The sequence below is a fragment of the Citrobacter sp. wls716 genome (assembly GCF_005280975.1).
GTDB lineage: Bacteria > Pseudomonadota > Gammaproteobacteria > Enterobacterales > Enterobacteriaceae > Citrobacter > Citrobacter youngae.
In genome coordinates this window covers 242,104-267,997 of the sequence record NZ_SZWX01000021.1, presented here as the reverse complement: position 1 = coordinate 267,997, position 25,894 = coordinate 242,104, and the positions used below count along the sequence as shown (strand labels likewise).

The window sequence follows — 25,894 nt, the reverse complement described above, 5'->3', positions numbered from 1 at the left end:
TACGTCATCTAAACAGCGTATTGTCGGTTGCATCGATGTATCGGGTCCGTTCATTTACCGCACTTTAATCTTATTCCCCGCCACTTGCATAGTTCGTTACCTTTTTGTCGTTCTCCTCGTTTATCAATTTGAGTTGTTATCAAAGCGTTACATTTTGTTTGTGTTATCTTTAATACTAACCCTGAGGAAAATCAGGGGATCCAACCCTGTCATTTAAGGAGGAGCTATGTCGTCTACCCTACGAGAAGCCAGTAAGGACACATTGCAGGTTAAAGATAAAACCTACCGCTACTACAGTTTGCCCCTGGCTGCCAAATCACTGGGTGATATCACCCGTTTACCTAAATCACTAAAAGTATTGCTGGAAAACCTGCTTCGCTGGCAGGACGGTGACTCTGTTACCGAAGAGGATATTCATGCTCTGGCGCAATGGTTGAAAACGGCGCATGCCGAGCGCGAAATTGCCTACCGACCCGCTCGCGTTCTCATGCAGGACTTTACCGGCGTTCCGGCGGTGGTCGATCTGGCTGCCATGCGCGAAGCGGTTAAACGCCTTGGCGGGGATACAGCAAAAGTGAACCCGCTTTCACCTGTTGATCTGGTTATTGATCACTCCGTTACGGTCGATCGTTTTGGTGACTATGATGCTTTTGAAGAGAACGTTCGACTGGAAATGGAGCGCAACCATGAGCGCTATGTGTTCCTTAAATGGGGGCAGCAGGCATTTAGCCGATTCAGTGTCGTTCCACCGGGAACAGGAATTTGCCACCAGGTAAACCTCGAATACCTGGGTAAAGCGGTGTGGAGTGAGCTGCAAAACGGCGAGTGGATCGCTTACCCGGACACGCTGGTCGGTACCGATTCCCATACCACGATGATTAATGGTCTCGGTGTGCTGGGCTGGGGTGTCGGAGGGATTGAAGCTGAGGCCGCCATGCTGGGGCAACCGGTTTCAATGCTGATTCCGGATGTCGTGGGCTTCAAACTTGTTGGTAAACTTCGCGAAGGGATCACCGCTACCGATCTGGTACTGACGGTCACGCAGATGCTGCGTAAACACGGTGTGGTCGGTAAATTTGTTGAGTTCTATGGTGATGGGCTGGACAGCCTGCCGCTCGCTGACCGGGCGACCATTGCTAACATGTCGCCGGAATACGGCGCAACCTGCGGCTTTTTCCCGATTGACGGGGTAACTCTTGAGTACATGCGTCTGAGTGGGCGTAGTGAAGAGCAGGTTGAATTAGTCGGTGCGTATGCTAAAGCACAGGGGATGTGGCGTAACCCAGGTGATGAGCCTGTGTTTACCAGCTCACTGGAGCTGGACATGGGCACTGTGGAAGCCAGCCTGGCCGGGCCGAAGCGTCCACAGGATCGTGTCGCATTGGGTGATGTGCCGAAAGCATTCGCCGCGAGTAATGAACTTGAAGTGAATAGCTCGCAAAAAGATCGTCAACCGGTCGACTATGTCATGAGCGGTCATCAATATCAGCTACCGGATGGTGCTGTGGTGATTGCAGCGATCACGTCATGTACCAACACCTCCAACCCCAGCGTCCTGATGGCGGCTGGGTTGCTGGCGAAAAAAGCAGTGACGCTTGGTCTGAAGCGCCAACCGTGGGTGAAAGCGTCGCTGGCGCCTGGGTCAAAAGTCGTCTCTGATTACCTGGCGCAGGCAAAACTGACGCCGTATCTTGATGAGCTGGGTTTTAACCTTGTTGGTTATGGCTGTACTACCTGTATCGGCAACTCTGGCCCGTTACCTGACCCTATTGAAACGGCGATTAAAAAAGGTGATCTGACGGTAGGGGCGGTGCTTTCCGGTAACCGTAACTTTGAAGGGCGTATCCACCCGCTGGTGAAGACAAACTGGCTGGCTTCTCCGCCGCTGGTGGTGGCTTATGCGCTGGCCGGGAATATGAATATTGATCTGACGAAAGACCCGCTGGGTCATGACAGAAAAGGCGATCCTGTCTATCTGAAAGATATCTGGCCGAGTGCGCAGGAAATTGCCCGTGCCGTGGAGCAGGTCTCTACCGAGATGTTCCATAAAGAGTATGCCGAAGTGTTCGAAGGCACGCCGGAATGGAAGTCGATTAACGTTGATCGTGCAGACACCTATGGCTGGCAGTCGGACTCAACCTACATCCGGTTATCACCGTTCTTTGATGGTATGCAGGCGAAGCCGGACCCGGTACAGGATATCCATGGTGCTCGTATCCTGGCGATGCTCGGCGATTCCGTCACCACCGATCATATTTCTCCTGCGGGGAGCATCAAGCCGGACAGCCCGGCGGGTCGCTATCTGCAAAGCCACGGTGTTGAGCGCAAAGATTTTAACTCCTACGGTTCTCGCCGTGGAAACCACGAAGTAATGATGCGTGGCACGTTTGCCAATATCCGTATCCGTAACGAAATGGTACCGGGTGTGGAAGGGGGGATGACGCGTCATTTGCCGGGTACAGAAGTGATGGCTATCTATGACGCCGCTATGCAATACCAGCAAGAGAAGACCCCGTTGGCGATTGTTGCCGGCAAGGAGTATGGCTCGGGTTCCAGTCGGGACTGGGCGGCGAAAGGCCCGCGTTTGTTAGGTATTCGCGTAGTAATTGCCGAATCTTTTGAGCGCATCCACCGTTCTAACCTGATTGGCATGGGGATCCTGCCTCTGGAATTTCCGCAGGGGGTTACACGTAAAACCCTGGGGTTAACCGGGGAGGAAGTCATTGATATTACGGACTTACAAAATATTAAACCGGGAGCGACTATCCCGGTGAATATGGTTCGTGCGGATGGGCGAAAAGAGGTGATTTCGTGTCGCTGTCGTATTGATACCGCGACAGAGCTGACCTATTACCAAAACGATGGTATTTTGCACTATGTTATTCGTAATATGTTGAATTAAATTATAAAAAAGCCTGCGAAAGCAGGCTTTTTGTACTGTCAGCAAGCGAGAATGTCACTCGCTTAACAGATGTCCCATCTTAGCGGCTTTGGTATCCAGATAGTGTTCATTCTTCGGGTTACGGCCAACAATTAGCGGCACACGCTCCACAATATTGATCCCAGCTTCTGTCAGAATTTCCACTTTCTTCGGGTTATTGGTTAGCAGACGGACTTCATCCACGCCCAATAATTTGAACATATCAGCACACAAGGTGAAGTCACGCTCGTCCGCCGCAAAGCCTAACTGATGGTTGGCTTCGACGGTGTCATAGCCCTGATCCTGCAACGCATAGGCGCGGATCTTATTCAACAGGCCGATGTTACGTCCTTCCTGACGATGGTAGAGCAGAATACCGCGTCCTTCTTCAGCGATATGCGTAAGCGCCGCTTCCAGTTGAAAGCCACAATCACAACGCAGACTGAACAGCGCATCGCCGGTCAGACATTCGGAATGAACACGTGCCAGGACAGGCGTCTGGCCTGAAATATCGCCAAAAACCAGTGCGACATGATCGTGTCCGGTTGCCAGTTCTTCAAATCCCACCATCAGGAAATCACCCCAGGGGGTTGGCAGTTTGGCTTCTGCCACACGTTTAAGCTGCATGTAATTCTCCAGATTATGCTGGCACTGTGCGTGCCGTCGCCTGTTGGCTTCTGTATTGCACTATTTTGCCATAAGGCAAGGGTGTTCACCTAATTGCAGCAACGCATTCATTTCCGAATGGCACAAAATTGTCAATTTCCCCGGTGTGCGGATTTTTCAGTTATGATTGTGGGACTTATCGACGAAAGGAGACGCAATGCTGTCTATTGCCAAGCGAACCACTGTAGGCGCAGCACTGTTACTGATTATGCCGGTTTCCGTATGGATATCCGGCTGGAGCTGGCAGCCTGGACAGAATGTCTGGTGGTTAAAATCCTTATACTGGGTAACTGAAACGGTGACGCAACCCTGGGGGATTATCACCCATGTTGTTCTCTGTGCGTGGTTTTTGTGGTGTCTGCGATTTCGTCTGAAAGCTGCGTTTATGCTATTTGCGATCCTGGCGGCGGCTATCTTAATTGGCCAGGCTGTGAAATCCTGGGTTAAAGAGAGGGTGCAGGAGCCCCGGCCATTTGTTCTGTGGCTGGAAAAAACGCACCATGTTCCGGTAGATGAGTTCTACACTTTAAAACGTAAAGATCGCGGACACTTAGTAAAAGAGCAGTTGTCCGGGCAGCAGGATATTCCGCCTTTTTTACGTAAGCACTGGCAAAAAGAGACCGGTTTTGCTTTCCCTTCCGGGCATACCCTGTTTGCTGCCAGTTGGGCGTTACTGGGTGTCGGGTTGTTATGGCCACGCAGGCGCACGCTGACGATTGTGTTCTTACTCGTCTGGGCGACCGGCGTAATGGGCAGTCGTTTGCTTCTGGGCATGCACTGGCCGCGCGATTTGGTTGTTGCGACGCTGATATCGTGGCTGCTGGTAACGCTGGCAACATGGCTTGCACAGCGAATATGTGGACCTCTGACACCGCCCGTCCAGGAGACAAAGGAAATAGCGCAGCGTGAGCAATAACGCAGACCGTGATTGATTTTTCAAATTTAGCCCTCAAATCATACAGCGTAAGGCGCTTTTCCGTTTCGCACTTGTCGTGAAAATGGTAATTTAAAGGGCTAAACGCGGTAAGTTGTACACGATTTATTCGCTCAAACCACATAACGGGAAGTAATGTGAAATATTTACTCATTTTCTTACTGGTGTTGGCGATTTTTGTTATTTCGGTGACATTGGGTGCGCAAAACGATCAACAGGTTACGTTTAATTACCTGCTAGCTCAGGGTGAGTATCGTATCTCCACGCTGCTTGCTGTATTGTTTGCAGCAGGTTTTGCGATTGGTTGGTTAATTTGCGGCCTGTTCTGGCTGAAGGTTCGTGTGTCTCTTGCGCGCGCCGAACGTAAAATTAAACGCCTGGAAAACCAGCTTGCGCCTGCGACCGACGTTGCGGTAACTGCCGACTCGTCGGTTGTGAAGGAATAATTATTTATGTTGGAGTTGTTGTTTCTGCTTTTGCCTGTAGCCGCTGCCTATGGGTGGTATATGGGTCGCAGAAGTGCGCAACAAACAAAGCAGGATGAAGCTAACCGTCTTTCGCGCGACTATGTCGCCGGGGTTAACTTCCTCTTGAGCAACCAACAAGATAAAGCGGTAGATCTGTTCCTCGATATGTTGAAAGAGGATACCGGCACCGTTGAGGCTCATCTCACCCTCGGAAACCTGTTCCGCTCACGCGGTGAAGTCGACCGCGCTATCCGTATCCACCAAACCCTCATGGAAAGTGCTTCGCTGACTTACGAGCAACGTTTGTTGGCTGTACAGCAGTTGGGACGTGACTACATGGCAGCCGGATTGTATGACCGTGCGGAAGACATGTTCAATCAGCTGACTGATGAAACGGATTTCCGTGTAGGGGCATTGCAGCAACTGTTGCAAATCTATCAGGCAACCAGCGAATGGCAAAAAGCCATTGATGTTGCAGAACGACTGGTGAAACTCGGCAAAGATAAACAGCGTATTGAAATAGCGCATTTCTACTGTGAACTGGCCTTGCAGCAAATGGGCAGCGACGATATGGATCGCGCCATGGCATTGCTGAAAAAAGGAGCTGCTGCGGACAAAAACAGTGCTCGTGTCTCGATTATGATGGGGCGCGTTTACATGCTGAAGGGAGATTACGCGAAGGCCGTTGAATGCCTGCAACGCGTGATCTCGCAGGATAAAGAGTTGGTCAGTGAAACGCTGGAAATGCTGCAGAGCTGCTACCAACAGTTGGGTAAAAACGATGAATGGGCGGAGTTTTTACGCCGTGCGGTCGAAGAAAACACCGGTGCTGCCGCTGAGTTGATGCTGGCTGATATTCTTGAGGCGCGCGAGGGTACTGATACTGCGCAGGTTTATATTACCCGTCAGTTGCAACGTCATCCGACGATGCGCGTGTTCCATAAACTGATGGATTACCACCTTAATGAAGCGGAAGAAGGGCGCGCAAAAGAGAGTCTGATGGTCCTGCGCGATATGGTTGGTGAGCAGGTGCGCAGCAAGCCGCGTTATCGTTGCCAGAAGTGCGGGTTTACTGCTTATTCGCTGTACTGGCACTGCCCATCGTGCCGCTCCTGGTCAACCATTAAGCCAATTCGCGGTCTGGACGGGCTCTAATTTTTAAAAAAAACTCACTTTAGTTACAACATACTTATTTATCTTTCTTCATCCAGCGCTCAGGCTCCTGAGCCACATAGTTTCGCAGAAATGTAAACGCACCTGTTAATTTTCTATGACCACAGGTAGAATGCACGCCGTTTATCCATTTTGCGCCGTTCGTGCGCCCATCATCAAGAAGGTCTGGTCATGACGTTTACTGCTTCATCTTCTTCCCGCGCAGCTACTGATTCTCCCGTCGTTGTCGCGTTGGATTACTCAAATCGTGATAAGGCATTAGCGTTTGTCGACAGAATTGATCCCCGTGATTGTCGTTTGAAAGTGGGCAAAGAGATGTTCACGCTTTTTGGACCTCAATTGGTACAGGATCTGCAACAACGTGGCTTCGACATCTTTTTGGATTTGAAATTTCATGATATTCCCAACACCACGGCGCATGCCGTCGCGGCAGCTGCTGACCTTGGCGTCTGGATGGTAAACGTGCATGCTTCTGGTGGGGCACGAATGATGACCGCTGCCCGCGAGGCATTACTGCCTTTTGGTAAAGATGCGCCACTGTTAATTGCAGTGACGGTCCTGACCAGTATGGAAGCCACCGACCTTGCCGATCTTGGTGTGACGTTGTCACCTGCGGAGCATGCTGAAAAGTTGGCGCGTTTGACGCAAAATTGTGGGTTGGACGGGGTAGTATGCTCGGCGCATGAAGCGGTGAGGTTCAAGCAGGCGTTTGGACAGACATTCAAGCTGGTGACGCCAGGCATTCGTCCTGAAGGTAGTGAGGCGGGTGACCAGCGCCGTATTATGACGCCACAGCAGGCGCTGGCCGCTGGTGTGGATTACATGGTGATTGGTCGTCCAGTCACGCAGTCGGAAGATCCGGCGCAAACGCTGAAGATGATCAACGCCTCTCTGAATCGAGGTGCATAAATGAGCGACTCAAACTCTCGACTGGTTTATTCAACTGAGTCCGGACGAATTGATGAACCCAGAGTGGTAGCAGAGCGTCCGAAGGGCGATGGTATTGTTCGCATCCAGCGCCAGACCAGCGGTCGTAAAGGTAAGGGCGTTTGCCTGATTACCGGTATTGATCAAGATGACGCTGCACTGGTTAAATTGGCCGCAGAGCTGAAAAAAAAATGTGGTTGTGGTGGGGCAGTGAAGGACGGCGTAATTGAAATTCAGGGTGATAAACGCGACCTGATAAAATCGCTGCTGGAAGCCAAAGGAATGAAAGTTAAGCTGGCCGGCGGCTAATAAAAAAGCCACGGATGCTCTCCGTGGCTTCTCTAATAATACAAACCTGAAAAAGTAAACGTATTATTATATCGAGCCGTTCAACCGTAAATTATTTACCCACCTGGTGGCCGATAATACCACCTACTGCAGCACCACCCAGCGTACCCAGCGTGCTGCCGTCAGTCAGGACTGCACCGCCTATCGCACCTGCACCAGCACCTATCGCAGTGTTACGGTCACGTTTGGACCAGTTAGAGCAGGCACTCAAAGACATTGCTAGTGTAATCGCCAGAATGGCAGCGGTCATTTTTTTGCTCGTTACTAACATAATACTTTCTCCTGAATTATTGAATCACGGAATCCAGTTCACTTTAATGATAGCGCCAAAATAGGACGACTAAAGATATTTCCGCGAAACCGTTTAGCGCAGGGCGTTACAATCAAATCCTGAGGTGACTGTTCGCTCCTGTTATATCGCTAACATTAATTCTACGACTTTATCCTGTTAACGACAGGTAAAAAGTCTTAATTGGACTGTCGGATAAGTCTCAGAGAGAAGATGATCTGCCCGCGGACAAATCATCTGCTGAAGTATTATGCGTGAGCATCAATGATATTGACGGTTAAACCCGAGTGTTCAAGTTGCATTTGCACGCTGGCGCTGAGTCTGGAGTCCGTGACTACGCGACTGAATCTGTCTAACGGGCCCAGCGTGTATGGATGAATGGCCTCAAATTTAGAGCTATCGGTGAGTACAATCACCTCAGCGCCTTTTTCCAGAACCGCATTAACCACATCAGAGCGCATCATATCACGCCCGGTGAAGCCGGTGTCAGCCTGCCAGCCGTCAATACCGATAAAGGCTTTACTGAAATGTACCTGCTGAATAAATTGGCGAGTCAGCGGTCCGACCATGCTCTCGCTTTTTTTCTGATAGATCCCACCGAGGAGAATGACTTCACACGGTGTTTCTTTGAGCAGGTGCGCGATGTAGCTACTGACCGTGATGATGGTGACATCTTTTTGTTCTGCCAACGTTCTGGCCAGCAGCGCATTGCTGCTGCCATTTTCAATAAATACGGATTCACCAGGATTAACCAGTGACGCCGCAAATTCGGCCAGTTCACGTTTAAGGGTGAAATTGGTCATCATGCGCGTTTCGACATCATCACTGTTCAGTGACACCGCAAAACCGTGCGCACGGCGCAAGTAGCTCTGTTTTTCCAGTGTGTTCAGATCCTGTCGAATCGTCACTTCGGAGACACCGGTGATTTTAGCCAGGTCGGCCACGCTCATCTGACCTTTATCGATCACCATCTGCAAAATAGATTGTTGTCGGGAATTCATAGTATTAATTTTTATAGCGATATCGTATCGGAAATTAAACGGTAGCTGCGTTATCTGAAATCTGATGGCTACAGCGACATAACGTGAGTGAAGTCATCAGATTTCCCACGGGGCCTTCGGTTTTTTTGACACAGACGCGGTATCTTCTTTGACCGTATCTAACAGTTCAGCCTTGAGAATTTCGAGATTGTGGATCGCTGAGTGGTAATCGCCTGCAACGAGAATATCCAGCACAGTATCAATGCGCTCGGCCAGACGTTGTGCGTCGGTATCAGACATGGTCATCATCCTAATGTCAAAAAGGTTTGAATTTCATGATGCAGAAATTCATGCCAAAAGAGAAGGGAAAAATAGTATTAACATGAATGATTGGAGAATATTATATATTCTGTGATTACATACAGATATGGTCATCACGTAGTGTCCATTTATGGCTATTTTTCACGTTTATCCCTTCCATTTTTCTTGTTGCGTTATCGCAATTTTTTATTCAGATGACGTTTATACCAACGTTCAAATGCAGCGGCTGGCATTGGCTTGGCGAACAAAAAACCCTGACGTTCATTGACGCCATTTTTGGTCAAAAAAGCATCCTCTTTCGTACTTTCAACGCCTTCAGCTATCACCTGTAGGTTAAGCGCCTGCGCCACTGCGACAATAGCGCGCACCAGCGACTGTGAAATGGGTTGTTTATGAATATCCCTGACGAACGCCTGGTCCAGCTTAATGGCATCAAGTGGGAAGCGGGCCAGTTGAGACAACGATGAATAACCCGTCCCAAAATCATCTAAATGGATCTGTGCCCCAAGCTGGCTAAATTGCTGAATAACGGACAGTGCCAGGTGTTCGTTTTCAATTAAACTGCTCTCGGTCAATTCGACATCGATAGGGCAATATTCAAAATTGAGATCGTGAAGCACCTGTTTCAGGTCGGTAAACAGCGTCTGATCGGCAAGCTGGCGAGCAGAAACGTTCACGGCCACTCGCAGATTAATCCCTTTATCGCGCCACTTTGCGACCTGACGAACAACGTCGAGAATAACCCAGCGCCCCAGCGGCACAATCAAGCCTGATTCTTCAGCGTAGGAGATAAACTCCAGCGGAGGAATGAGACCACGTTCAGGGGACTGCCAGCGCACCAGCGCCTCCAGACTACGTACTTCACCACGCCATGTTATTTTCGGCTGGTAATGAATCAACAGTTGATCGTTTTCCAGCGCCTTACGCAAGTTGGTATCCAGCCAAAGATACTCAAAGACTCGCTGGTTCATTTCCGGAGAGAAAACGCAGAATTGTCCCCGTCCGCCTTCCTTTGCGGTATACATGGCAGTATCGGCATTGCGAATAACGCTCTCGCAGTCGTGTCCATGCTGTGGTGCAAGGGAAATTCCAATCGAACAACCGGTATAAACCTCAATCAGGCCAATTCGGAAGGGCTGGCGCAAACGGGTCAAAATACGTGATGCCGTGGCTTCCAGCGCCACTTGAGATGTTTGAGTCGCGAGGACAATAAACTCATCGCCACCAAAACGGGCCAGTAACTGGTTATCATCAAGACAGCTGAGAATTGCCAGTGACACGCTTTGCAACAGTTGATCGCCGAACATATGTCCGTAGGCATCGTTTACTTTTTTGAAATTATCCAGGTCGAGGTACACAATACCAACCTGGGTATCTCCTGCATTCTCAATGGCTTCAGTGATCAGTTCATGAATCGCATTCCGATTAGGTAATCCGGTAATGGAGTCGGTATTTGCCAGAACTCTCAGGCGTTCCTGAGCACGCCGTTCTTCGGTGATATCGGTACCTGAGCAGATTAGAAATATTTCGTTCTTACCGCTGCCGTTGTGCACAAATTTATTGCGAAACAGAAACAGTCGCTGACCTTTACAGGTCTTCACCCAACGTTCGACTTCATATGAGTTACCTTCGCGAAAGAAAACATCGATGTTGCGTCTGGAGGCTGCGGCTTCGCGTCGACTCATAAACAGCGTGAAGACACTTTGACCAATCACTTCGCGTTCTTTGAGTCCGGTATATTCTTCACACAGGCGATTGAAACGCTGAATGTTCCCCATGCGGTCAAGGATGACAATAACGGAGTTGGCTTCAGAGACCACCTGTTCGGCAAAAGAAAGTCCTTGTGCCAAATCGCGGGCGACCGGAGGGGTATCATCCCAGGCGGATGCACTTCCGGCCCATTCGCGTTTATTTATTTTCCGCCCGACCAGGTGAACAGGGATATCGTCATCTTCAATCGACAGTGTTATTAACAGGCTTGACGTGATGACCGTCATCTCCCGAATGCGGTCGGCTTGCTCAGGAGATAATTCGATGTTTTGGTTCGTTTCTGCCGCTTCGTCAATAGAGAAATGCAGGATGTCGCAATCCTCTGACAAACGCCAGTAGGGGTTATGGGTGCCCACATAGCTATACAACGTAGCCAGCTCCCGAACGTCTTTCATGATGTGTACTATCCCGTTTAAAGCGCATAGAGCCTCAAAAGTAAGGGTAGCCATAATTCAAAGGGTGATGATGGCTGAACATATTGTTTTATTTATATATTTATGTGTAATCCAGATTCAGGAAAAAGCAAAGCTGGCGAACGGAAAATAGTAAAAAATAAATCTGACTGGATGGAAGAAGTGTAGTGCGTGGCAGGCAATTGGTCGGGAAAAAAGAAAACGACCTTTCACAAAAGAGAAAGGTCGTTGAGTTAATGCGTATTATACGGCAGGGCGCGCGATGACGCTGCGGGTTTCCATCCGCACTTCGGCGATGGTGACGTCAATGACATCAGTAACTTTGTAAACCACCTCACCTTTGATCTGGACCGTACCACTTTCCTGGCTACACACCAGTTCATCACGAACCGCGTGCAGGAAGGGGGCCGGAATAAAGGCTACCGCGCCGTTATCAATTAAACGTACACGCATACCACCACGGCTGACATCAATAATCTCGGCCGCAAAGCGGGTGTCGGTGCCGGCTTTGTCATTCAGAAAACGTGCATACAGCCAGTCACCCACATCACGCTCGGCCATGCGGTTCAGGCGGCGACGTTCAGCCATCTGCAAAGTCGTATCATCCTGCGGGCGGGAAATTGTCTCACCTTTGATGATGGCCTTAAGCAAGCGATGGTTGATCATGTCGCCATATTTACGGATAGGCGAGGTCCAGGTGGCATAAGCTTCCAGGCCCAGACCAAAATGCGGACCCGGCTCGGTGCTAATCTCAGCGTAAGACTGGAATCGGCGGATGCGGCTGTCGAGGAAACCGGAAGGCTGCGCATCCAGTTCACGACGCAGTTTACAGAAGCCTTCCAGCGTCAGGACCTCTTCAGCATCAACGTGCATACCATGGGTTTTCAGTAGGGCAGCCAGTGCTTCTGCGTTAGCCGGATCGAATCCCATATGCACGTTATAAATACCAAAGCCCAGCTTGTCGCGCAGTACGCGGGCAGCACAAATGTTCGCCGCAATCATGGACTCTTCCACAATGCGGTTCGCGATGCGGCGCGGTTCCGCCACGATATCCAGTACTTCGCCTTTTTCACCGAGAACAAAACGGTAATCCGGGCGGTCTTTGAATACCAGAGCGTGATTATGGCGCCATTCGCCACGACTGAGACAGATACGGTGCAGCAGATGGATCTGCTGTGCAATTGCGTCATTCTCCGGCTGCCAGTCACCCGAGCCTTCAAGCCAGTCAGAGACGTTGTCGTAGGCCAGCTTCGCTTTCGATTCAATCGTTGCTGCGAAGAAGGTGATATTGTCTTCGATCGTGCCGTCAGCAGTGATGCTCATGCGGCAGGCCAGAACCGGGCGAATTTCGTTAGCACGCAGAGAACACAGATCGTCCGAAAGCTCGCGCGGCAACATTGGGATGTTGAACCCCGGCAGGTAGTTGGTAAATGCACGAATTTTTGCAATGTTATCCAGCTTACTGCCTTCAGCAATCCAGGCGGTAGGATCGGCAATCGCGACGGTTAACTGCAATTTACCGTCCGTTTGTTCTTCGGCGTAAAGCGCGTCATCCATGTCCTGCGTACTGGCGCTGTCGATGGTGACGAAGTTCAGTGCGGTTAAGTCCTCGCGCACCAGACCCTCATCCAGCATCTCAGTGGCGATGCCATCGGGTGCTTCTTTTTCCAGATTATGGCGAGCCAGTGTGACCCACCACGGAACGAAGTGATCGTCAGCGAAGGTAATAAATTGGGTTAACTCGGCGTAGAAGGTGCGGTCGCCTTTTAACGGGTGGCGACGCATTTCTGCAACAGCCCAGTCACCTTCTTTAAATTCATGTTCAACGCCACGCGCGGCGCGGCAGGGAATCGCATCTTTCAGGAGCGGATGATCCGGCACAATGGACAGGCGGTCATTCTTACCCTGAACTTTGCCCACGAAGCGCGTCAGGAACGGCTCGATCAGTTCTTCCGGTTCGGCAGATTCGCGATCTTTTTCCGTATGGATAACCGCCACAATGCGGTCGCCATGCATCACTTTTTTCATCTGCGGCGGTGGAATGAAATAGCTTTTTTGTGCATCGACTTCCAGGAAGCCAAAGCCTTTTTCCGTGGCTTTTACCACCCCTTCAGCACGTGGCGTCTGGGAATGTAGTTGCTGTTTAAGCTGCGCTAGCAGCGGGTTGTCCTGAAGCATAATTGTCTATTTTCGTGGCTGAAAGAGCGGCTGACAGTTTTACGCGAATCTGCCAGTCGCAGCAAGCGCTCTTTCAGCAAGTGGATCGGTTAATACGTCTCGCCCAACGCGATCTTCAAACGATTTAACCATCCGCACAATCCGCTCCAGGCCAGTACGTTAATTGCCTGTTCTGAAGATATACCCTGGTCGAGTAACGGAGTAAGCAGTGCGGCGCTAAAGCGATCGGGCGCCCGGGTTAGCCATTGTACCGCCTGCAGGGTGACGCGCTCAACCGGATGTCGTTGCTCCCAACGCTGTATTTGGCGCTCATCCTGGCGAAGTATGGTAATAATCTCAGTGAGCTCAGTGGCTGAGAGGGCGTACTCATTGAAGCAGGACACGCTACCGTTAATCCGCGATGTGAACAGCGTGGTCAGAGAAAATGTCCGTGATTGCACATCGCTGTGTAATGTGCTGGTAAAAAGCGCTTCAAATAACGCCAGTTCTTCAGGTGAGTGTTGAAGTAATGGCCTCAGCGCTTGCAACACAATGGGAGTATGGCTGGCATGTGCTTCTGTGCCGGCAAGATGTTTTTCAATTGGCAGGTCGGCGGTGTGCCACTGTGCTTCTTCTGCACTAAAGGGGGATGCCTCGGCAAATTGCTGAATATCAAGGCCTGGAATGCGTCGCACAGGATGGCCAAACCAGGCCTGAAACAACGCAACGACGCGGGCCTGAAAGCCGACAAAGCCAACGATTTGATTCATCAGAACACTGTCGCTGGTCGTGAGGCCAACCGCCTCCAGATGCTGGCGATCGCGTGAGCCGATGACGTCCGGAGAGCTGGCTAGCTGGCGAGCATATTGGGTGATTTGCGCCAGTCGGTGGTTGCTTTCCCTGGATGAATTAGGGCCAGGAAGGGGGGTCAGACGTGCAGCATAATGATTACATAAACGCTGTACGCCACAAACCTGTGCGACGGTTAAAGCGGTACTCATACGTTCATAGGCGCTGAACGTGTGCATTGAATCCAGAGAAACATGCACTGGGAAGAGAAGTTGAGCAAGTTTACGGGCAGGTTCTAACCAGGACTGAAAGGGTAAAAGCGCAACGGCAGGTATCGTCAGATCCAGCAAAAATCGGTCCTCTACGTGTGCGGCTTCGGGCACCAACGGTAGAACATCTTGCGGATATGTACTGGACTGTGTCTCATGATACCAGTGGCTTTTGCCTTCAATTCGGCGTTGTTCCATGGGCGTTCCTTGGTCTAAAAAGTGGCGACCCGGATACGTCGTCATACCTGTACGCCGGATCGTTTGCGCTGCGATATCCTGACGTAAGCGAATGAGGTGATGAAAGATTGTTAAGTGATAATAAATATCAGAAAAGCATATATAGCCACGAGCGAAGGAGAAGGGAGAGGAAAATAATGGGCGACGGAGCGTCGCCCATAGAGGAAGTCTGAAAGATTATTTCAGTTCCAGTTCGTTCATTGCGGCGATGCTGAAGCCGCCGTCAACGTGAACGACTTCACCGGAGATACCGGCGGACAGGTCTGAGCACAGGAATGCCGCAGAGTTGCCCACATCTTCAATGGTAACGGTACGACGAATCGGCGTAACCGCTTCGCAATGTGCCAGCATTTTACGGAAATCTTTGATACCGGAAGCCGCCAGAGTACGGATTGGGCCGGCGGAGATTGCGTTCACACGCACGCCTTCAGGACCCATCGCGTTAGCCATATAACGAACGTTGGCTTCCAGAGAGGCTTTCGCCAGACCCATTACGTTGTAGTTCGGGATCGCGCGCTCTGCACCCAGGTAGGACAGCGTCAGCAGTGCAGAACCAGGGTTCAGCATTGAACGGCATGCTTTTGCCATTGCAACAAAGCTGTATGCGCTGATGTCATGAGCAATTTTAAAGCCTTCGCGGGTGACCGCATTCACGTAGTCGCCATCCAGCTGGTCAGCAGGTGCGAAACCGATGGAATGTACGAAACCGTCGAATTTCGGCCAGACTTTGCCCAGTTCAGCGAACATGGTGTCGATGCTGGCGTCTTCAGCCACATCACACTGCAGTACGATGTTGGAACCCAGCTGAGCGGCAAATTCTTCCACGCGGCCTTTCAGTTTGTCGTTCTGGTAGGTGAACGCCAGTTCAGCGCCTTCGCGGTGCATCGCCTGTGCGATACCGTAGGCGATGGACAGTTTACTGGCAAGACCGGTCACCAGAATGCGCTTACCGGAAAGAAAACCCATAGCTTTAATCCTTATAGTCATTACTTATTTTTTTTAGCAATCAATGAGTTATGATTGCAATTTCAAGGTCACTCGAAATTGGTGTGAAATTATATCCCACTCTTTGCCCCTTGTGTCACGATCTTTCTCTGCTATTCACCAGACGGTGAGCAGCAGTAATCGGCATTTCAGAGGGCAGGGAATCGTTGTCAGCACCTGGTGGCCTGTCACTATTCATTGCACGTGAGGAGTATATCACTCCCCCCTGGTTCTGCCTCATCCAACCAGAGAAGAGCAGGGGTATAAGGTGAAAATACAAGGCGTCAGAGGGTTAAAATGGTATGATCTGACCTCTAGTCGATGTTTTAACACATATCAATGTAAGAACATTCTTAAAACAAAAAATATGACCATATTCATTTAGTTATGATATATTGTTTTTATCGATCAATATCGATTCATTGATCGATATTATTGATTGATTATGATTAAAAGTGCATTATCAGGACGTTATGATCAATTGGAGTGGTCTTATGCACTATCATTTCATCGCGGAACCGATGAGAGACACAACAGATAAGTTGCTGGGTGTTGAGATGCTCGCCCGCTTCACCTCTGAGACGGTTCATCCGTTACACGCAGATTCCATCATTTCGGCATGGAGTAGCGAACAAAAACGTAATTTCATGCTTGAGCAAATTCGGTTAATTGCAGAAAAGCGTAATTGGTTCGAGAACAATAATCTGCTCTGTACGCTAAGCCTTATTGATGAAATGGCGCTATTAGCAATTGGTGATCCCGTCATTAAGTCGGCCTTGCATTCCATGCCCTTTATTGCGCTGGAACTCTCAGAACGCTTTCTGTCGAATACAGTTTGCCTGAACAACCTGCTGATTAATTCGCTGAGTGATGGCCCAAATGCCTTGTGGCTGGGCGATCTCGGATCTGGCAGTATTGGCGCGAGTCCGCTGGTGTGCGGCCGTTTTGACGTTGTGAAAATGGATCGCGACTTCTTCCTGTCACAGGTAGAAAAAACAATTTTCCCGGTGTTGATTAAAAATATCAGGGGATATTGCGAGCGCGTTGTGGTTGAGGGGATAGATACGACCCATCTTATCGAGGAGGTCTGCACCGCCGGCGTTTGGGCGATGCAGGGTGAAATTTTCCCGTCAGTCACGTTCTCTGAGGTTGACGCGCTACTCTTGCCCCGGTTTTGTCACTGATGACAGAACGGATAGCCCTCCCGTCCTGGTGGGCTATTATCTGATTAACGGTCTTTCCGCCAGGCATCGGCGGTAAGCGCCTCGCCAAAATGCCCTGCAATAAGACGACGAGTCAGCTCATGTAGCGGAGAGGCCAGCACGTCCGCCGTACTGCCGCGCTCGACAACTTCGCCCTGATGCATGACTAACACCTGGTCGCTGATGTGTTTCATCATCCCAATATGTTGGGTCACATAGATATACGAAATCCCCTGTTTTTCCTGTAATTCCAGCATCAGGTTGATGAGCTGCGATCGCATCGACATATCCAGAGAAGCCAGCGCTTCGTCGGCGATAATAACTTTTGGCCGCAAAATCAGCGCACGGGCAAGGCCCAGACGCTGTTTTTGCCCTGGGGCCAGCATATGCGGATAGTAGCTAACATGATCGGGTAGCAGACCCACCATACGCATAGTTTCCACAATCTGTTTGCGGCGCTGTTCAGGCTCCAGATCGGTATTCAGGCGTAACGGAAAATCGAGGATCTGCGAGATACGCTGCCGTGGGTTTAGCGACGTTGACGGATCCTGGAAAATCATGCGAATACGCTGACTACGAAATGAATAATCGCCATATTTTAGCGGATGATCGTCAATCAGCAGCTCGCCGCTGGTCGGCTCAACCATCCCAGCCAGCATTTTCGCCAGCGTGGACTTGCCTGAGCCGTTCTCGCCAATAATAGCGAGCGTTTGACGTTCACGCAGCGTAAAGCTCAGCGGTTTAACGGCTTCGACGGTCTGGCGGCGAAATAATCCCGTCCGGTAGCGGAAGGTTTTGCTCAGATTACGCACTTCGAGCAGGGTTTCTACCATCTCACTCTCTCTCCATATTCAGCGGGAAATGACAGGCGTAGAGATGATTCTTTGCTCCGGTCAGTCTTGGGGTTTCAATGCATTCGCGCTGCGCATAAGGGCAACGCGGCCCCAGACGACAGCCGATGGGCAACTGTTCTAACAACGGAATTGCTCCTGGCATGGTATTCAGGCGGCTTTTATGCGGCATTGCGCTACCAAAATCAGGAATGGCGCGAATCAGCGCTTGCGTATAAGGGTGATGGGGTATCGTCACCAAATCTTTACTGGGCGCGGTTTCCACCGTTTGTCCGCAGTACATTACGTTGATTTTGTCTGCCCATTGGCTGAGCATTTGCAGGTCATGGCTGATCAACAAAATGGTGGTATTGCTGTTTTGATTCAGTCGAGTCAGCAGACGAAAAATTTGCGCCTGGGTTGTGGGTTCCATCGCATTGGTGGGTTCATCTGCAATCAGCAGGCGAGGTTGGTTTGCCAGTGCGATGGCGATCATGACCTTCTGGCACTCACCGTCGGTCAGCTCATAAGGGAAACTGCGCATGGCATCTTTATGATCTTTTATCCCGACGCGGTGCAGGAGCTCAATTGCGCGGCGTTTGCGCCAGCCGATACGTTGCCACCAGCGCCCCTTGTAAGTCCAGGCGGGAATGTTTTGCATCAGTTGGCGTCCAATACGTTCAGATGGATCCAGACAAGACTGCGGCTCCTGAAAGATCATGGACACGTTATGACCGACCAGCTTACGTCGCTCGCGGGCGGAAAGGCGCAACAGGTCGATATCATCAAAACGCATGCGGTCCGCGGTAACGCGCCAGTTATCTTTGGCGACGCCGCAGATGGCCTTAGCGATCAAACTTTTGCCTGAACCCGATTCACCGACCAGTCCACGGATCTCACCTTCGTTTAGCGTCATGCTGACGCGGTCCACTGCTTTTACCCAGTCGTCACCGGTCCTGAACTCGATAGTCAGGTTGCGGATATCCAGTAATGGCATTATTCCACCCCCGCAATAATTGCGCGGCGTACGCCGTCACCTAACAGATTTACCAGCAGCACACTTATCATAATTGCCGCTCCGGGCAGCATGACGGTCCACGGCGCAACATAGATCAACTCCAGCGCATCGCCAAGCATGGCGCCCCATTCTGGGGAGGGCAGCTGTGCGCCGAGATCAAGGAAGCCTAGGGCGGCGATATCCAGAATCGCCATTGACAGTGCTCGGGTGATTTCAGTGATAAGACCGGCAGTGATATTCGGCAGAATCGCAAACCACAGGATATTGAGCGTGCTCGCGCCATCCAGACGAGCAGCAATGACATACTCTTTTTCCAGCTCGTCATGCACCATGCTGTAGACGGAGCGCACCATACGCGGCAGTAAAGCCAGCCAGACGGCGAACATCGCATGCGTCAGATGTGGCCCGGCAAAAGCCACCACAATAATGGCCAGCAGTAGCGATGGAATTGACAGCAGGGTATCCAGAATGTGGTTCAGCACCGCTGAGCGTAGTCCGTGCGTTGCCCCGGCAACCACGCCCAGCAACAGACCGCAGAGTGTGGCGGCGAGGGTAACGACAAACGCACCGCCAACGGTCGGGGCCGCGCCGCTGAGCAGACGGCTTAATACGTCGCGGCCCAGATCGTCGGTTCCGAGGAAGAATGACACTTCGCCATAGCGTGACCAGGACGGTGGCAACAGTTGGTAGCCAAGAAATTGCTGATCGATGCCGTAAGGGGCAAACCAGCCACCAAACACACACAGAATGACCAGCCCCGCACAACCGTACAGACCTACCATCGCAGAAGCATCGCCATAAAAATTACGCCATGCGGTGCGTAGCGTTCCGGGTGGGCGCTTCTCGCTATATACGCTATCGTAAGGCATACCATTCCTTATGTTTCAGAGGGTTAGCCATAGCACCCAAAATATCAGAGATGACGTTAACGATAATAACCAGGGAGCCAATCACCATCACACCCGCCGAAATAGCGGCGTAGTCTTGCTGGCGAATTGCGTTAATCAACCAACGTCCCAGCCCTGGCCAGCTAAAGACCATCTCGGTGATCATCGCCAGCGTCAGCATGGTGGAAAACTGTAATCCAAGACGAGGAATGACCGGCGGAAGTGCGTTGTGCAATACGTGGCGACGCAGAATGGTGAAACGTGACAAACCGCGCGTGGCTGCCGCTTTGACATAGTTCTGATCGAAGACCTCAATGGTGCTGATACGCATCAGGCGAATGACCTCCGTGGTGGGCGCGACGGAAAGCGTCAATACCGGAAGCACCATATGACGGATTGCGCTGACCAACATTTCGTCGCGCCAGGGGGAGTCAGAGATCCACGCATCAATAATGGCGAAACCGGTCACCGGTTTTACTTCGTAAAGTAGATCGAAACGTCCCGAAACGGGTAACCAGCCGAGAGTCAGTGAGAAGAGGAGCGTCAGCAGCAGCGCCAGCCAAAAAACGGGAATGGAAAACCCCATCAGAGCCAATGCGCTGATGCAGCGATCCTGCCATTTATTACGTGTGATGCCGGCCAGCATGCCGATGGGGATCCCGACCATCAGCGCAAACCCAAAGGCAAGAATACACAGCTCCATCGTGGCTGGGAAAACCTCTTTCAGCTGTTCTGAGATTAACTGACCGTTAATACTGGAAACGCCAAAATCCCAGTGGATCAGACCGTTGAACCAGAATATCCAGGCGTTCCACAGCGATGCGCCTTGTAACGGCGCATGGGGGGTGAAGTAGCTCAGGCTGAACCCAATGAATGTCAGGAAGAACAGGGTGACCAGCAGCAATAAGAAGCGACGCAGGGTGAAGATAATCATGGTTTTTTCACCTCATCAGTCTTTTCCCTGGAAACCCCGGCAAAGGACGCATTCCCGAACGGACTTAGCACCAGACCTTTGATGTCATAGCGGTAAGCCTGTAGACGCAATGATGAGGCCAACGGCAGGATCGGCAACTCTTGCGCCAGGATATTTTGTGCTTCGTCATAGGCGTCAATACGCGAGGAGAGCTGCTGCGAAGACAGCGCTTTGCGTAAAATGCTGTCGAACTGCGGATTGCACCAGTGTGCGAAGTTAGTCTGTGAGTTGATGGCGGCGCAACTGAGCAACGGTCGGAAAAAACTGTCAGGATCGTTACTGTCCGTCGCCCAACCGGACAACGTCAGATCATGGTTCATATCCATTAATCGCGCCTCCTGAAAACGACCTTCAACCGGGATGATCTTCACTTTCACACCCACCTGCGCCATATCTGCCTGGATCAGTTCCGCTGTTTTCAGCGGACTCGGATTCCAGGCCTGAGAGCTGGTCGGGACCCACAGTTGCAACGTCAGGTTCTCAAGTCCCAGTGCTTTTAGCTGCTGACGGGATTTAGCCGGGTTGTATTCAGTAATCTTAGCTTCATTGTCATAAGCCCACGAGGCGCGGGGCAAAATAGATGCTGCAGTTTCTGCCGTACCGTAGTAGATAGACTGCATCAGACGCTGGTTGTTAATGGCCAGTGCCAGCGCATGCCGCACTGCGGGGTTATCCAGCGGCGGTTTATTGGTGTTGAATGCCAGATAGGCAATGTTCATTCCAGGACGCAGCGTCAGGCGCAGGCGTGGGTCATCACGTAATATGGTGAGCTGACTGGCCGCGGGCCAGGCCAGAACATCGCACTCCCCGGTCAGGAGCTTTGATAACCGTCCGGTGCCGCCTGAACCGAGATCCACAACGACCTGTGGCATCAGGGGCGTGCCGCGCCAGAATTTTTCGTGACGTTGTAGACGAATATATTGCCCCGCGCGGTTTTCTGAAAGCAGGAACGGTCCGGTACCGACGGGCTGCCTGTCGAGTAATTCCTGGCGATCCTGTTTGGCCAGTTGTGTGGCATATTCAGCCGACATTACAGAGGCATAGTGTGTCGCCAGATGCCACAGGAAGGAGGCATCTGGCTGAGTCAGACGAAATTCAACCGTGTTGTTATCCAGCTTGCGCACGCTTTGCACGTTATCAGCGAATTGCAGGCTATCGAAGTAGGGAAAGCTGCTGCCATTGACGTTGTGCCACGGATGGTGACGGTCAAATATGCGCTCAAAGGTAAATACCACATCATCTGCATTTAGCTTACGGGTAGGCTTAAACCAGGCCGTCTTTTGAAACGAAACGTCGCGGCGCAAGTGGAAACGGTAGGTTGCGCCGTTGTCCAGCACTTCCCAGCTCTCAGCCAGTTCTGGCACCAGTCGGTAGGTGTACGGATCCACATCAAGTAGCCGGTCATAGAGTTGGGCTGCCAGAGTGTCGACAATCAGGCCGCTGCTCGCTTTCTGTGGGTTGAATGTATTGACTTGCCCGCTGACGCAATAGACAAAGCCGCTGTCACGAATATCAGCGTGCGTGGTCTGCAGAGGCGCGGCAACAGCCTGACCACTCAGAAGTCCAGCCATTACGATCAGAGTTGATAAAACCAGGCGCATAATTTTAAGGGACTATGAATAAAGAAGCTATCTTACTAATATTTAATGACATTCGCCATTACCGTTTGAGTTTGGGGGCAACCATACAGTTAGTTGCAAATTCTACGTCGCGGCCTGGTCAATATTCATACCAGCGCTCCACTTTGAATATAACTCATAAACTATCTTAGCATTTTCATGCCTCATCTGACCCGTAATAAACGAAGCGCGAGTTTCATGAGGGTATAGCTATGCCAAATTTATGTGCTGGGGTGTCGCAAGTACCGAAACGTAAGGAAGGGATAGCGTTAAAGAGATTCGGGAAGGAGGACAGAAATCATATGCATGCTGAACTATAATCATTCAGGTAGTGGTTTATGTTAAATACAGAGCATCAATGCCAAAATATCTAATTATTTCATTGTATTAATTACTCATTTATTTAACGTCTTTATTTTCTACACCCGGCGTATGTTAATGGTTTCTATTGGTTATTACAGGTGATTTGACTATCCGGTTATCAATGACCTTCTTGTGGCCATCTAACCATTAATGGAATGATTACTATGAAGCAATTACTTGGTTTTGCTTGTTCACTGATCCTTTTATCGGGCCCCGTTTTTGCGACTCCGGCCCCAGAATGTGTGAAGGTGAACAAAGCGCAAATCGAAGCGTTATTCGACAAGTGGAATGAATCACTGAAAACGGGTAACGCGAAGACAGTATCTGAAAATTATCTTAGTGATGCAGTATTACTTCCCACGGTGTCGAATAAAGCCCGCTTAACAGATGCTGAGCGTGAGGATTATTTTGAACATTTTCTGGCAAAGAAACCGACCGGGAAAATTGACAGTCGTACCATTCGCCTTGGCTGTAATAAGGCGATTGATGCTGGTACCTATACCTTCACCTTCGCAGACAAATCGACTGTTTCGGCCCGTTATACGTTTACTTACGCATGGGATGGGAAGGCGTGGAAAATTTCCACCCACCACTCTTCAGCAATGCATGAAGGGTAACAAAACAGATACGTAGGGGGCGGGGATTCACCGCTCCCAGGTGTATTGCGGGCTTGATTAACCAGGGCTAACCGCCCAGACCGTTCCATGATCAAAGAGGCCTGGTAACTATCTATCTTAACGCCTTGTAAATCGACGCCCCGAATATCTAAATCACCCAGTTCAGAATTGGTCAGATCGCAATGCGTGAAGTTCGCTGCTCGCCAGTTAAACGACCAACTTATTCGCCGATAGCGTTAGCCTGACGGGCGTACAGGTATGCGGTTGCTCTGGACACTCCCAGATGCTGCGCCACTGTATCCATGGATTTTCGTACGTTCAGTAAACCTTCCTTACGCAATTGTTGAATCAGTACCTTTCTGTCTTCTGTTTTCAGCGCTCGCGCCGTTGTTGCACGTTCAGCCGCAAAGTTATCAATACGCTGGCGAATCACTTCATTACTGCCAGGATCGAGGTGTTCGCTGACAGGTGAGCACTCGGTTTCAGTAAACCGTGCAAGCGCACTCTGCATCCCGCGAAATAGCGTCATATCAACATTCAGGCATAGCGCCGCGATGTATTTGCCTTGTTCGTCCTTGATGCCAATAGAGGTACTTTTTACCGGGCGACCATCAGCAAACTGATTGCTGTAGTTGGCAACGATGCTAGGAAAATCAGGTGATGCGATCCGCGCCAGTCCAAGCTCCGTTGCGGGCTGGCCAGCTTTGCGACCGGACAGATTATTATGTATGGATAAGATCGCATGCTCAGGGTTCTTGAGGTCATGAACCACAACCTCGCAAAACGGAGAGAAGGTATCGCTCAGTCCTTTGGCGATGGTTTCAATTTGATTGAGTAGCGAGTTATCGTCGGTTTTTGGCATGCCAGTCTCCTGCAGTGATGCCTGTTGCCATTATGGCGGCCAGTTTACAGCGTCCTGGGGCTTCTTTTCCAGACTGGAACAGGCGTATAGCGATAAGGTATCCGCACCGCAGATACCTTAATGAGATTACCCTGCAAGGAATTCACTGTAGCGGTTGATATCAACATTGCCACCACTGATGATAATGCCGATTCTCTTTCCCCGAAGGCCTGCTTTTCGCGCTCTCGCGGCGGCAAAACCAAGGCAGCCTGTTGGCTCCACGACCATTTTCATTCGTTCCGCGATAAATTTCATTGCGGCAATTAATTCATCATCTGAAACCGTCAGAATATCGTTAACATGTTTCTGGATCAGTGGAAAGGTATGCTGTCCAAGATGTTGGGTTTGCGCGCCATCTGCAATGGTTTTCGGCGTATCGATGTGCACAATTTTGCCACTGCGAAACGACTGTTGACCGTCGTTGCCTGCCTCAGGTTCCACACCATAGATAAGACAATCAGGGGACAAGTGTCGCGCGGCCAGTGCGGAACCAGATAGAAGACCGCCACCACCCAGACAAACAAAAAGGGCATCAAGAGCACCAACTTCTTCAATCAGTTCTTTCGTGGCAGTACCCTGGCCTGCAATAACGTGCGGGTGATCGTAAGGTGGGATCAGCGTTAGTCCCTGTTTTTCTGCCAGATCCCGGCCAATTTTTTCACGATCTTCAGTATAACGGTCGTACATCACGACATGTCCGCCATACCCTTTCGTGGCAGCAACCTTAGCGGCTGGCGCATCGTGCGGCATGATAATTGTCGCCGGAATACCCAGTAATTTTGCGGACAGGGCAATTGCCTGAGCATGGTTTCCGGATGAAAAAGCCACGACGCCGGCTGCTCTCTGTTCTGGTGTAAACTGGCGCAAAGCATTCATCGCGCCGCGAAACTTAAATGCCCCCATCCGCTGGAAGTTTTCGCATTTGAAGAAAACGTCAGCGCCAAACTCTTCATTCACCGTTCGTGATGTCATAACCGGTGTCTTGTTCGCATAACCTGCGATGCGCTCAGCGGCCGCGGCAACATCGTGGTAATCAGGTAGTGTCATTTCAGTCATTGTTGTTCACCTGTAACAGTTAATAGTCACACTTGTTGTGCTAACGCAATGGCTTCAATTTCTACGGCAAAGCCGTAATGAAGCTCTGCAACGCCAGCGACAGCACGGGCTGGACGGGAATCACCGATCCATTCGCCGTAGATCCGATTAAACGTCGGCCACTGATTAATGTCCGTGACATAGACGCGTACCGATACCAGGTGCTGACGGGAAACGCCGGCTCCTGCCAGACAAGCATCAACATTCTGTAGAGCCAGTCTGGTCTGTTCTTCAAAAGAAGCATCCGCTTTTCTTTCGCCATTAGTCGTGACAGGTAGCTGTCCAGAAATGAAAACGAATCCTCCGGCAGTCACACTATGTGAGTAATGGCCTGCTGGCGGGAAGCTATCCGTGGTTGTGTTCTGGGTAATATTGGTGGGCATGGTTCAATCTCCAGCTTAAGTATTGATGATTCATTTAGTATAAAATAATACTGTTTGTATTATTTTATACACCATCGTCATCCTGGCATCCAGTCTCTTTTTCAACGACATGGCCCTGTGGACGACGTAAAACGATCGGCATACCCGCTGAAATGCTTGTATAACGTTAGGATTTATGGCTGTGATGTCGGGCAGGAATGATGAGTGCGCAGAAATGATTTTTTGCTTTTACTCGTGGTCGGGAGTTCAGCTGCAATTCACCGAAAATTGTATAAATTGATACTTTATGTATTGATTGTGTTGACACCCACAATGCCCACTTCTGGCGCGAAGTGGGCAGGGGAAAGATCAGAAAGCAGGCT

At 50.6% G+C, this 25,894-nt stretch carries 24 protein-coding genes and 1 pseudogene; 8 read left to right on the top strand and 17 right to left on the bottom strand.

What is annotated here, in order from left to right; genetic code table 11:
* Positions 1-226 precede the first annotated feature (226 nt).
* Complete coding sequence (acnA, locus tag FDX24_RS03950; protein WP_137363863.1) at positions 227-2,902, top strand: aconitate hydratase AcnA; 2,676 nt, start codon at positions 227-229, stop codon at positions 2,900-2,902.
* A gap of 54 nt (positions 2,903-2,956) precedes the next feature.
* Here the strand turns inward: acnA and ribA are convergent, their stop codons facing one another.
* Complete coding sequence (gene ribA, locus FDX24_RS03945; protein WP_005126450.1) at positions 2,957-3,547, bottom strand: GTP cyclohydrolase II; 591 nt, start codon at positions 3,545-3,547, stop codon at positions 2,957-2,959.
* 196 nt (positions 3,548-3,743) lie between these two features.
* On the opposite strand from ribA, the gene pgpB reads away from it, so the two are divergent.
* The 5 genes from pgpB (at position 3,744) to yciH (ending at position 7,396) form a co-directional block, all read left to right on the top strand.
* A complete protein-coding gene (gene pgpB, locus FDX24_RS03940; protein WP_137363862.1) occupies positions 3,744-4,502 on the top strand; it encodes a phosphatidylglycerophosphatase B in 759 nt (252 codons plus the stop codon).
* A gap of 155 nt (positions 4,503-4,657) precedes the next feature.
* Positions 4,658-4,966 (top strand): LapA family protein, encoded by a 309-nt coding sequence (locus FDX24_RS03935; protein WP_005126452.1) that lies wholly within the window; start codon positions 4,658-4,660, stop codon positions 4,964-4,966.
* A 6-nt stretch (positions 4,967-4,972) separates the two neighbouring features.
* A complete protein-coding gene (gene lapB, locus FDX24_RS03930) occupies positions 4,973-6,142 on the top strand; it encodes a lipopolysaccharide assembly protein LapB (RefSeq protein ID WP_101742281.1) in 1,170 nt (389 codons plus the stop codon).
* Positions 6,143-6,331: 189 nt separating this feature from the next.
* Positions 6,332-7,069 carry an orotidine-5'-phosphate decarboxylase gene (pyrF, locus tag FDX24_RS03925; protein ID WP_137363861.1) on the top strand — a complete coding sequence of 246 codons (738 nt, stop codon included), beginning with the start codon at positions 6,332-6,334 and terminating at the stop codon, positions 7,067-7,069.
* Positions 7,070-7,396: a stress response translation initiation inhibitor YciH gene (gene yciH / locus FDX24_RS03920; RefSeq protein ID WP_048211503.1), complete on the top strand. Its 327-nt coding sequence runs from the start codon at positions 7,070-7,072 to the stop codon at positions 7,394-7,396.
* Positions 7,397-7,487: 91 nt separating this feature from the next.
* Here the strand turns inward: yciH and osmB are convergent, their stop codons facing one another.
* The 7 genes from osmB to fabI form a co-directional block, all read right to left on the bottom strand.
* Entirely contained in the window at positions 7,488-7,706 is a 219-nt protein-coding gene (osmB, locus tag FDX24_RS03915) for an osmotically-inducible lipoprotein OsmB (protein ID WP_003020583.1), read from the bottom strand.
* 266 nt (positions 7,707-7,972) lie between these two features.
* Positions 7,973-8,725: a DNA-binding transcriptional regulator YciT gene (locus FDX24_RS03910; RefSeq protein WP_048211504.1), complete on the bottom strand. Its 753-nt coding sequence runs from the start codon at positions 8,723-8,725 to the stop codon at positions 7,973-7,975.
* A 96-nt stretch (positions 8,726-8,821) separates the two neighbouring features.
* Positions 8,822-9,004 (bottom strand): hypothetical protein, encoded by a 183-nt coding sequence (locus tag FDX24_RS03905; protein ID WP_048211505.1) that lies wholly within the window; start codon positions 9,002-9,004, stop codon positions 8,822-8,824.
* Between the two features lie 194 nt (positions 9,005-9,198).
* Positions 9,199-11,190: a cyclic di-GMP phosphodiesterase gene (gene pdeR, locus FDX24_RS03895; RefSeq protein WP_061068002.1), complete on the bottom strand. Its 1,992-nt coding sequence runs from the start codon at positions 11,188-11,190 to the stop codon at positions 9,199-9,201.
* A 261-nt stretch (positions 11,191-11,451) separates the two neighbouring features.
* On the bottom strand, positions 11,452-13,386 hold the full coding sequence (locus FDX24_RS03890; RefSeq protein WP_048211507.1) for an exoribonuclease II: 1,935 nt from the start codon (positions 13,384-13,386) through the stop codon (positions 11,452-11,454).
* A gap of 89 nt (positions 13,387-13,475) precedes the next feature.
* The gene (locus tag FDX24_RS03885; protein WP_137363860.1) at positions 13,476-14,621 is read right to left on the bottom strand and encodes a carboxymuconolactone decarboxylase family protein; all 1,146 of its coding nucleotides are present in this window, start codon (positions 14,619-14,621) and stop codon (positions 13,476-13,478) included.
* 216 nt (positions 14,622-14,837) lie between these two features.
* Entirely contained in the window at positions 14,838-15,626 is a 789-nt protein-coding gene (gene fabI, locus FDX24_RS03880) for an enoyl-ACP reductase FabI (protein ID WP_005126472.1), read from the bottom strand.
* Positions 15,627-16,138: 512 nt separating this feature from the next.
* On the opposite strand from fabI, the gene FDX24_RS03875 reads away from it, so the two are divergent.
* A complete protein-coding gene (locus tag FDX24_RS03875; RefSeq protein WP_048212578.1) occupies positions 16,139-16,828 on the top strand; it encodes an EAL domain-containing protein in 690 nt (229 codons plus the stop codon).
* A gap of 44 nt (positions 16,829-16,872) precedes the next feature.
* Here FDX24_RS03875 and sapF read toward each other — a convergent pair whose 3' ends face one another.
* Genes sapF through sapA form a run of 5 tightly spaced genes read right to left on the bottom strand, consistent with a single transcriptional unit; the run spans position 16,873 to position 22,155 of the window.
* Positions 16,873-17,679, bottom strand: a complete 807-nt coding sequence (sapF, locus tag FDX24_RS03870; protein ID WP_048211509.1) for a peptide ABC transporter ATP-binding protein SapF — start codon at positions 17,677-17,679, stop codon at positions 16,873-16,875.
* 1 nt (position 17,680) lies between these two features.
* The gene (sapD, locus tag FDX24_RS03865; RefSeq protein WP_003020556.1) at positions 17,681-18,673 is read right to left on the bottom strand and encodes a peptide ABC transporter ATP-binding protein SapD; all 993 of its coding nucleotides are present in this window, start codon (positions 18,671-18,673) and stop codon (positions 17,681-17,683) included.
* Entirely contained in the window at positions 18,673-19,563 is an 891-nt protein-coding gene (gene sapC, locus FDX24_RS03860) for a peptide ABC transporter permease SapC (protein WP_005126480.1), read from the bottom strand. Before sapC ends, sapD begins: the two co-directional genes overlap by 1 nt.
* Entirely contained in the window at positions 19,550-20,515 is a 966-nt protein-coding gene (gene sapB / locus FDX24_RS03855; RefSeq protein WP_005126482.1) for a peptide ABC transporter permease SapB, read from the bottom strand. Before sapB ends, sapC begins: the two co-directional genes overlap by 14 nt.
* Positions 20,512-22,155, bottom strand: a complete 1,644-nt coding sequence (gene sapA, locus FDX24_RS03850) for an ABC transporter substrate-binding protein SapA (protein WP_048211510.1) — start codon at positions 22,153-22,155, stop codon at positions 20,512-20,514. Before sapA ends, sapB begins: the two co-directional genes overlap by 4 nt.
* A 545-nt stretch (positions 22,156-22,700) precedes the next feature.
* Here sapA and FDX24_RS03845 point away from each other — a divergent pair.
* Complete coding sequence (locus tag FDX24_RS03845; protein WP_137363859.1) at positions 22,701-23,153, top strand: SgcJ/EcaC family oxidoreductase; 453 nt, start codon at positions 22,701-22,703, stop codon at positions 23,151-23,153.
* Positions 23,154-23,227: 74 nt separating this feature from the next.
* Here FDX24_RS03845 and FDX24_RS23630 read toward each other — a convergent pair.
* The 4 genes and pseudogenes from FDX24_RS23630 to FDX24_RS03825 form a co-directional block, all read right to left on the bottom strand.
* A pseudogene (locus tag FDX24_RS23630) lies at positions 23,228-23,368 on the bottom strand (pentapeptide repeat-containing protein); the annotation flags it as partial.
* A 5-nt stretch (positions 23,369-23,373) separates the two neighbouring features.
* A complete protein-coding gene (locus FDX24_RS03835) occupies positions 23,374-24,015 on the bottom strand; it encodes a transcriptional regulator (RefSeq protein ID WP_048211512.1) in 642 nt (213 codons plus the stop codon).
* A 126-nt stretch (positions 24,016-24,141) separates the two neighbouring features.
* Positions 24,142-25,110, bottom strand: a complete 969-nt coding sequence (locus tag FDX24_RS03830) for a threo-3-hydroxy-L-aspartate ammonia-lyase (RefSeq protein ID WP_101742274.1) — start codon at positions 25,108-25,110, stop codon at positions 24,142-24,144.
* A 26-nt stretch (positions 25,111-25,136) separates the two neighbouring features.
* Positions 25,137-25,532, bottom strand: a complete 396-nt coding sequence (locus FDX24_RS03825; protein ID WP_048211514.1) for a RidA family protein — start codon at positions 25,530-25,532, stop codon at positions 25,137-25,139.
* Positions 25,533-25,894: the final 362 nt, after the last annotated feature.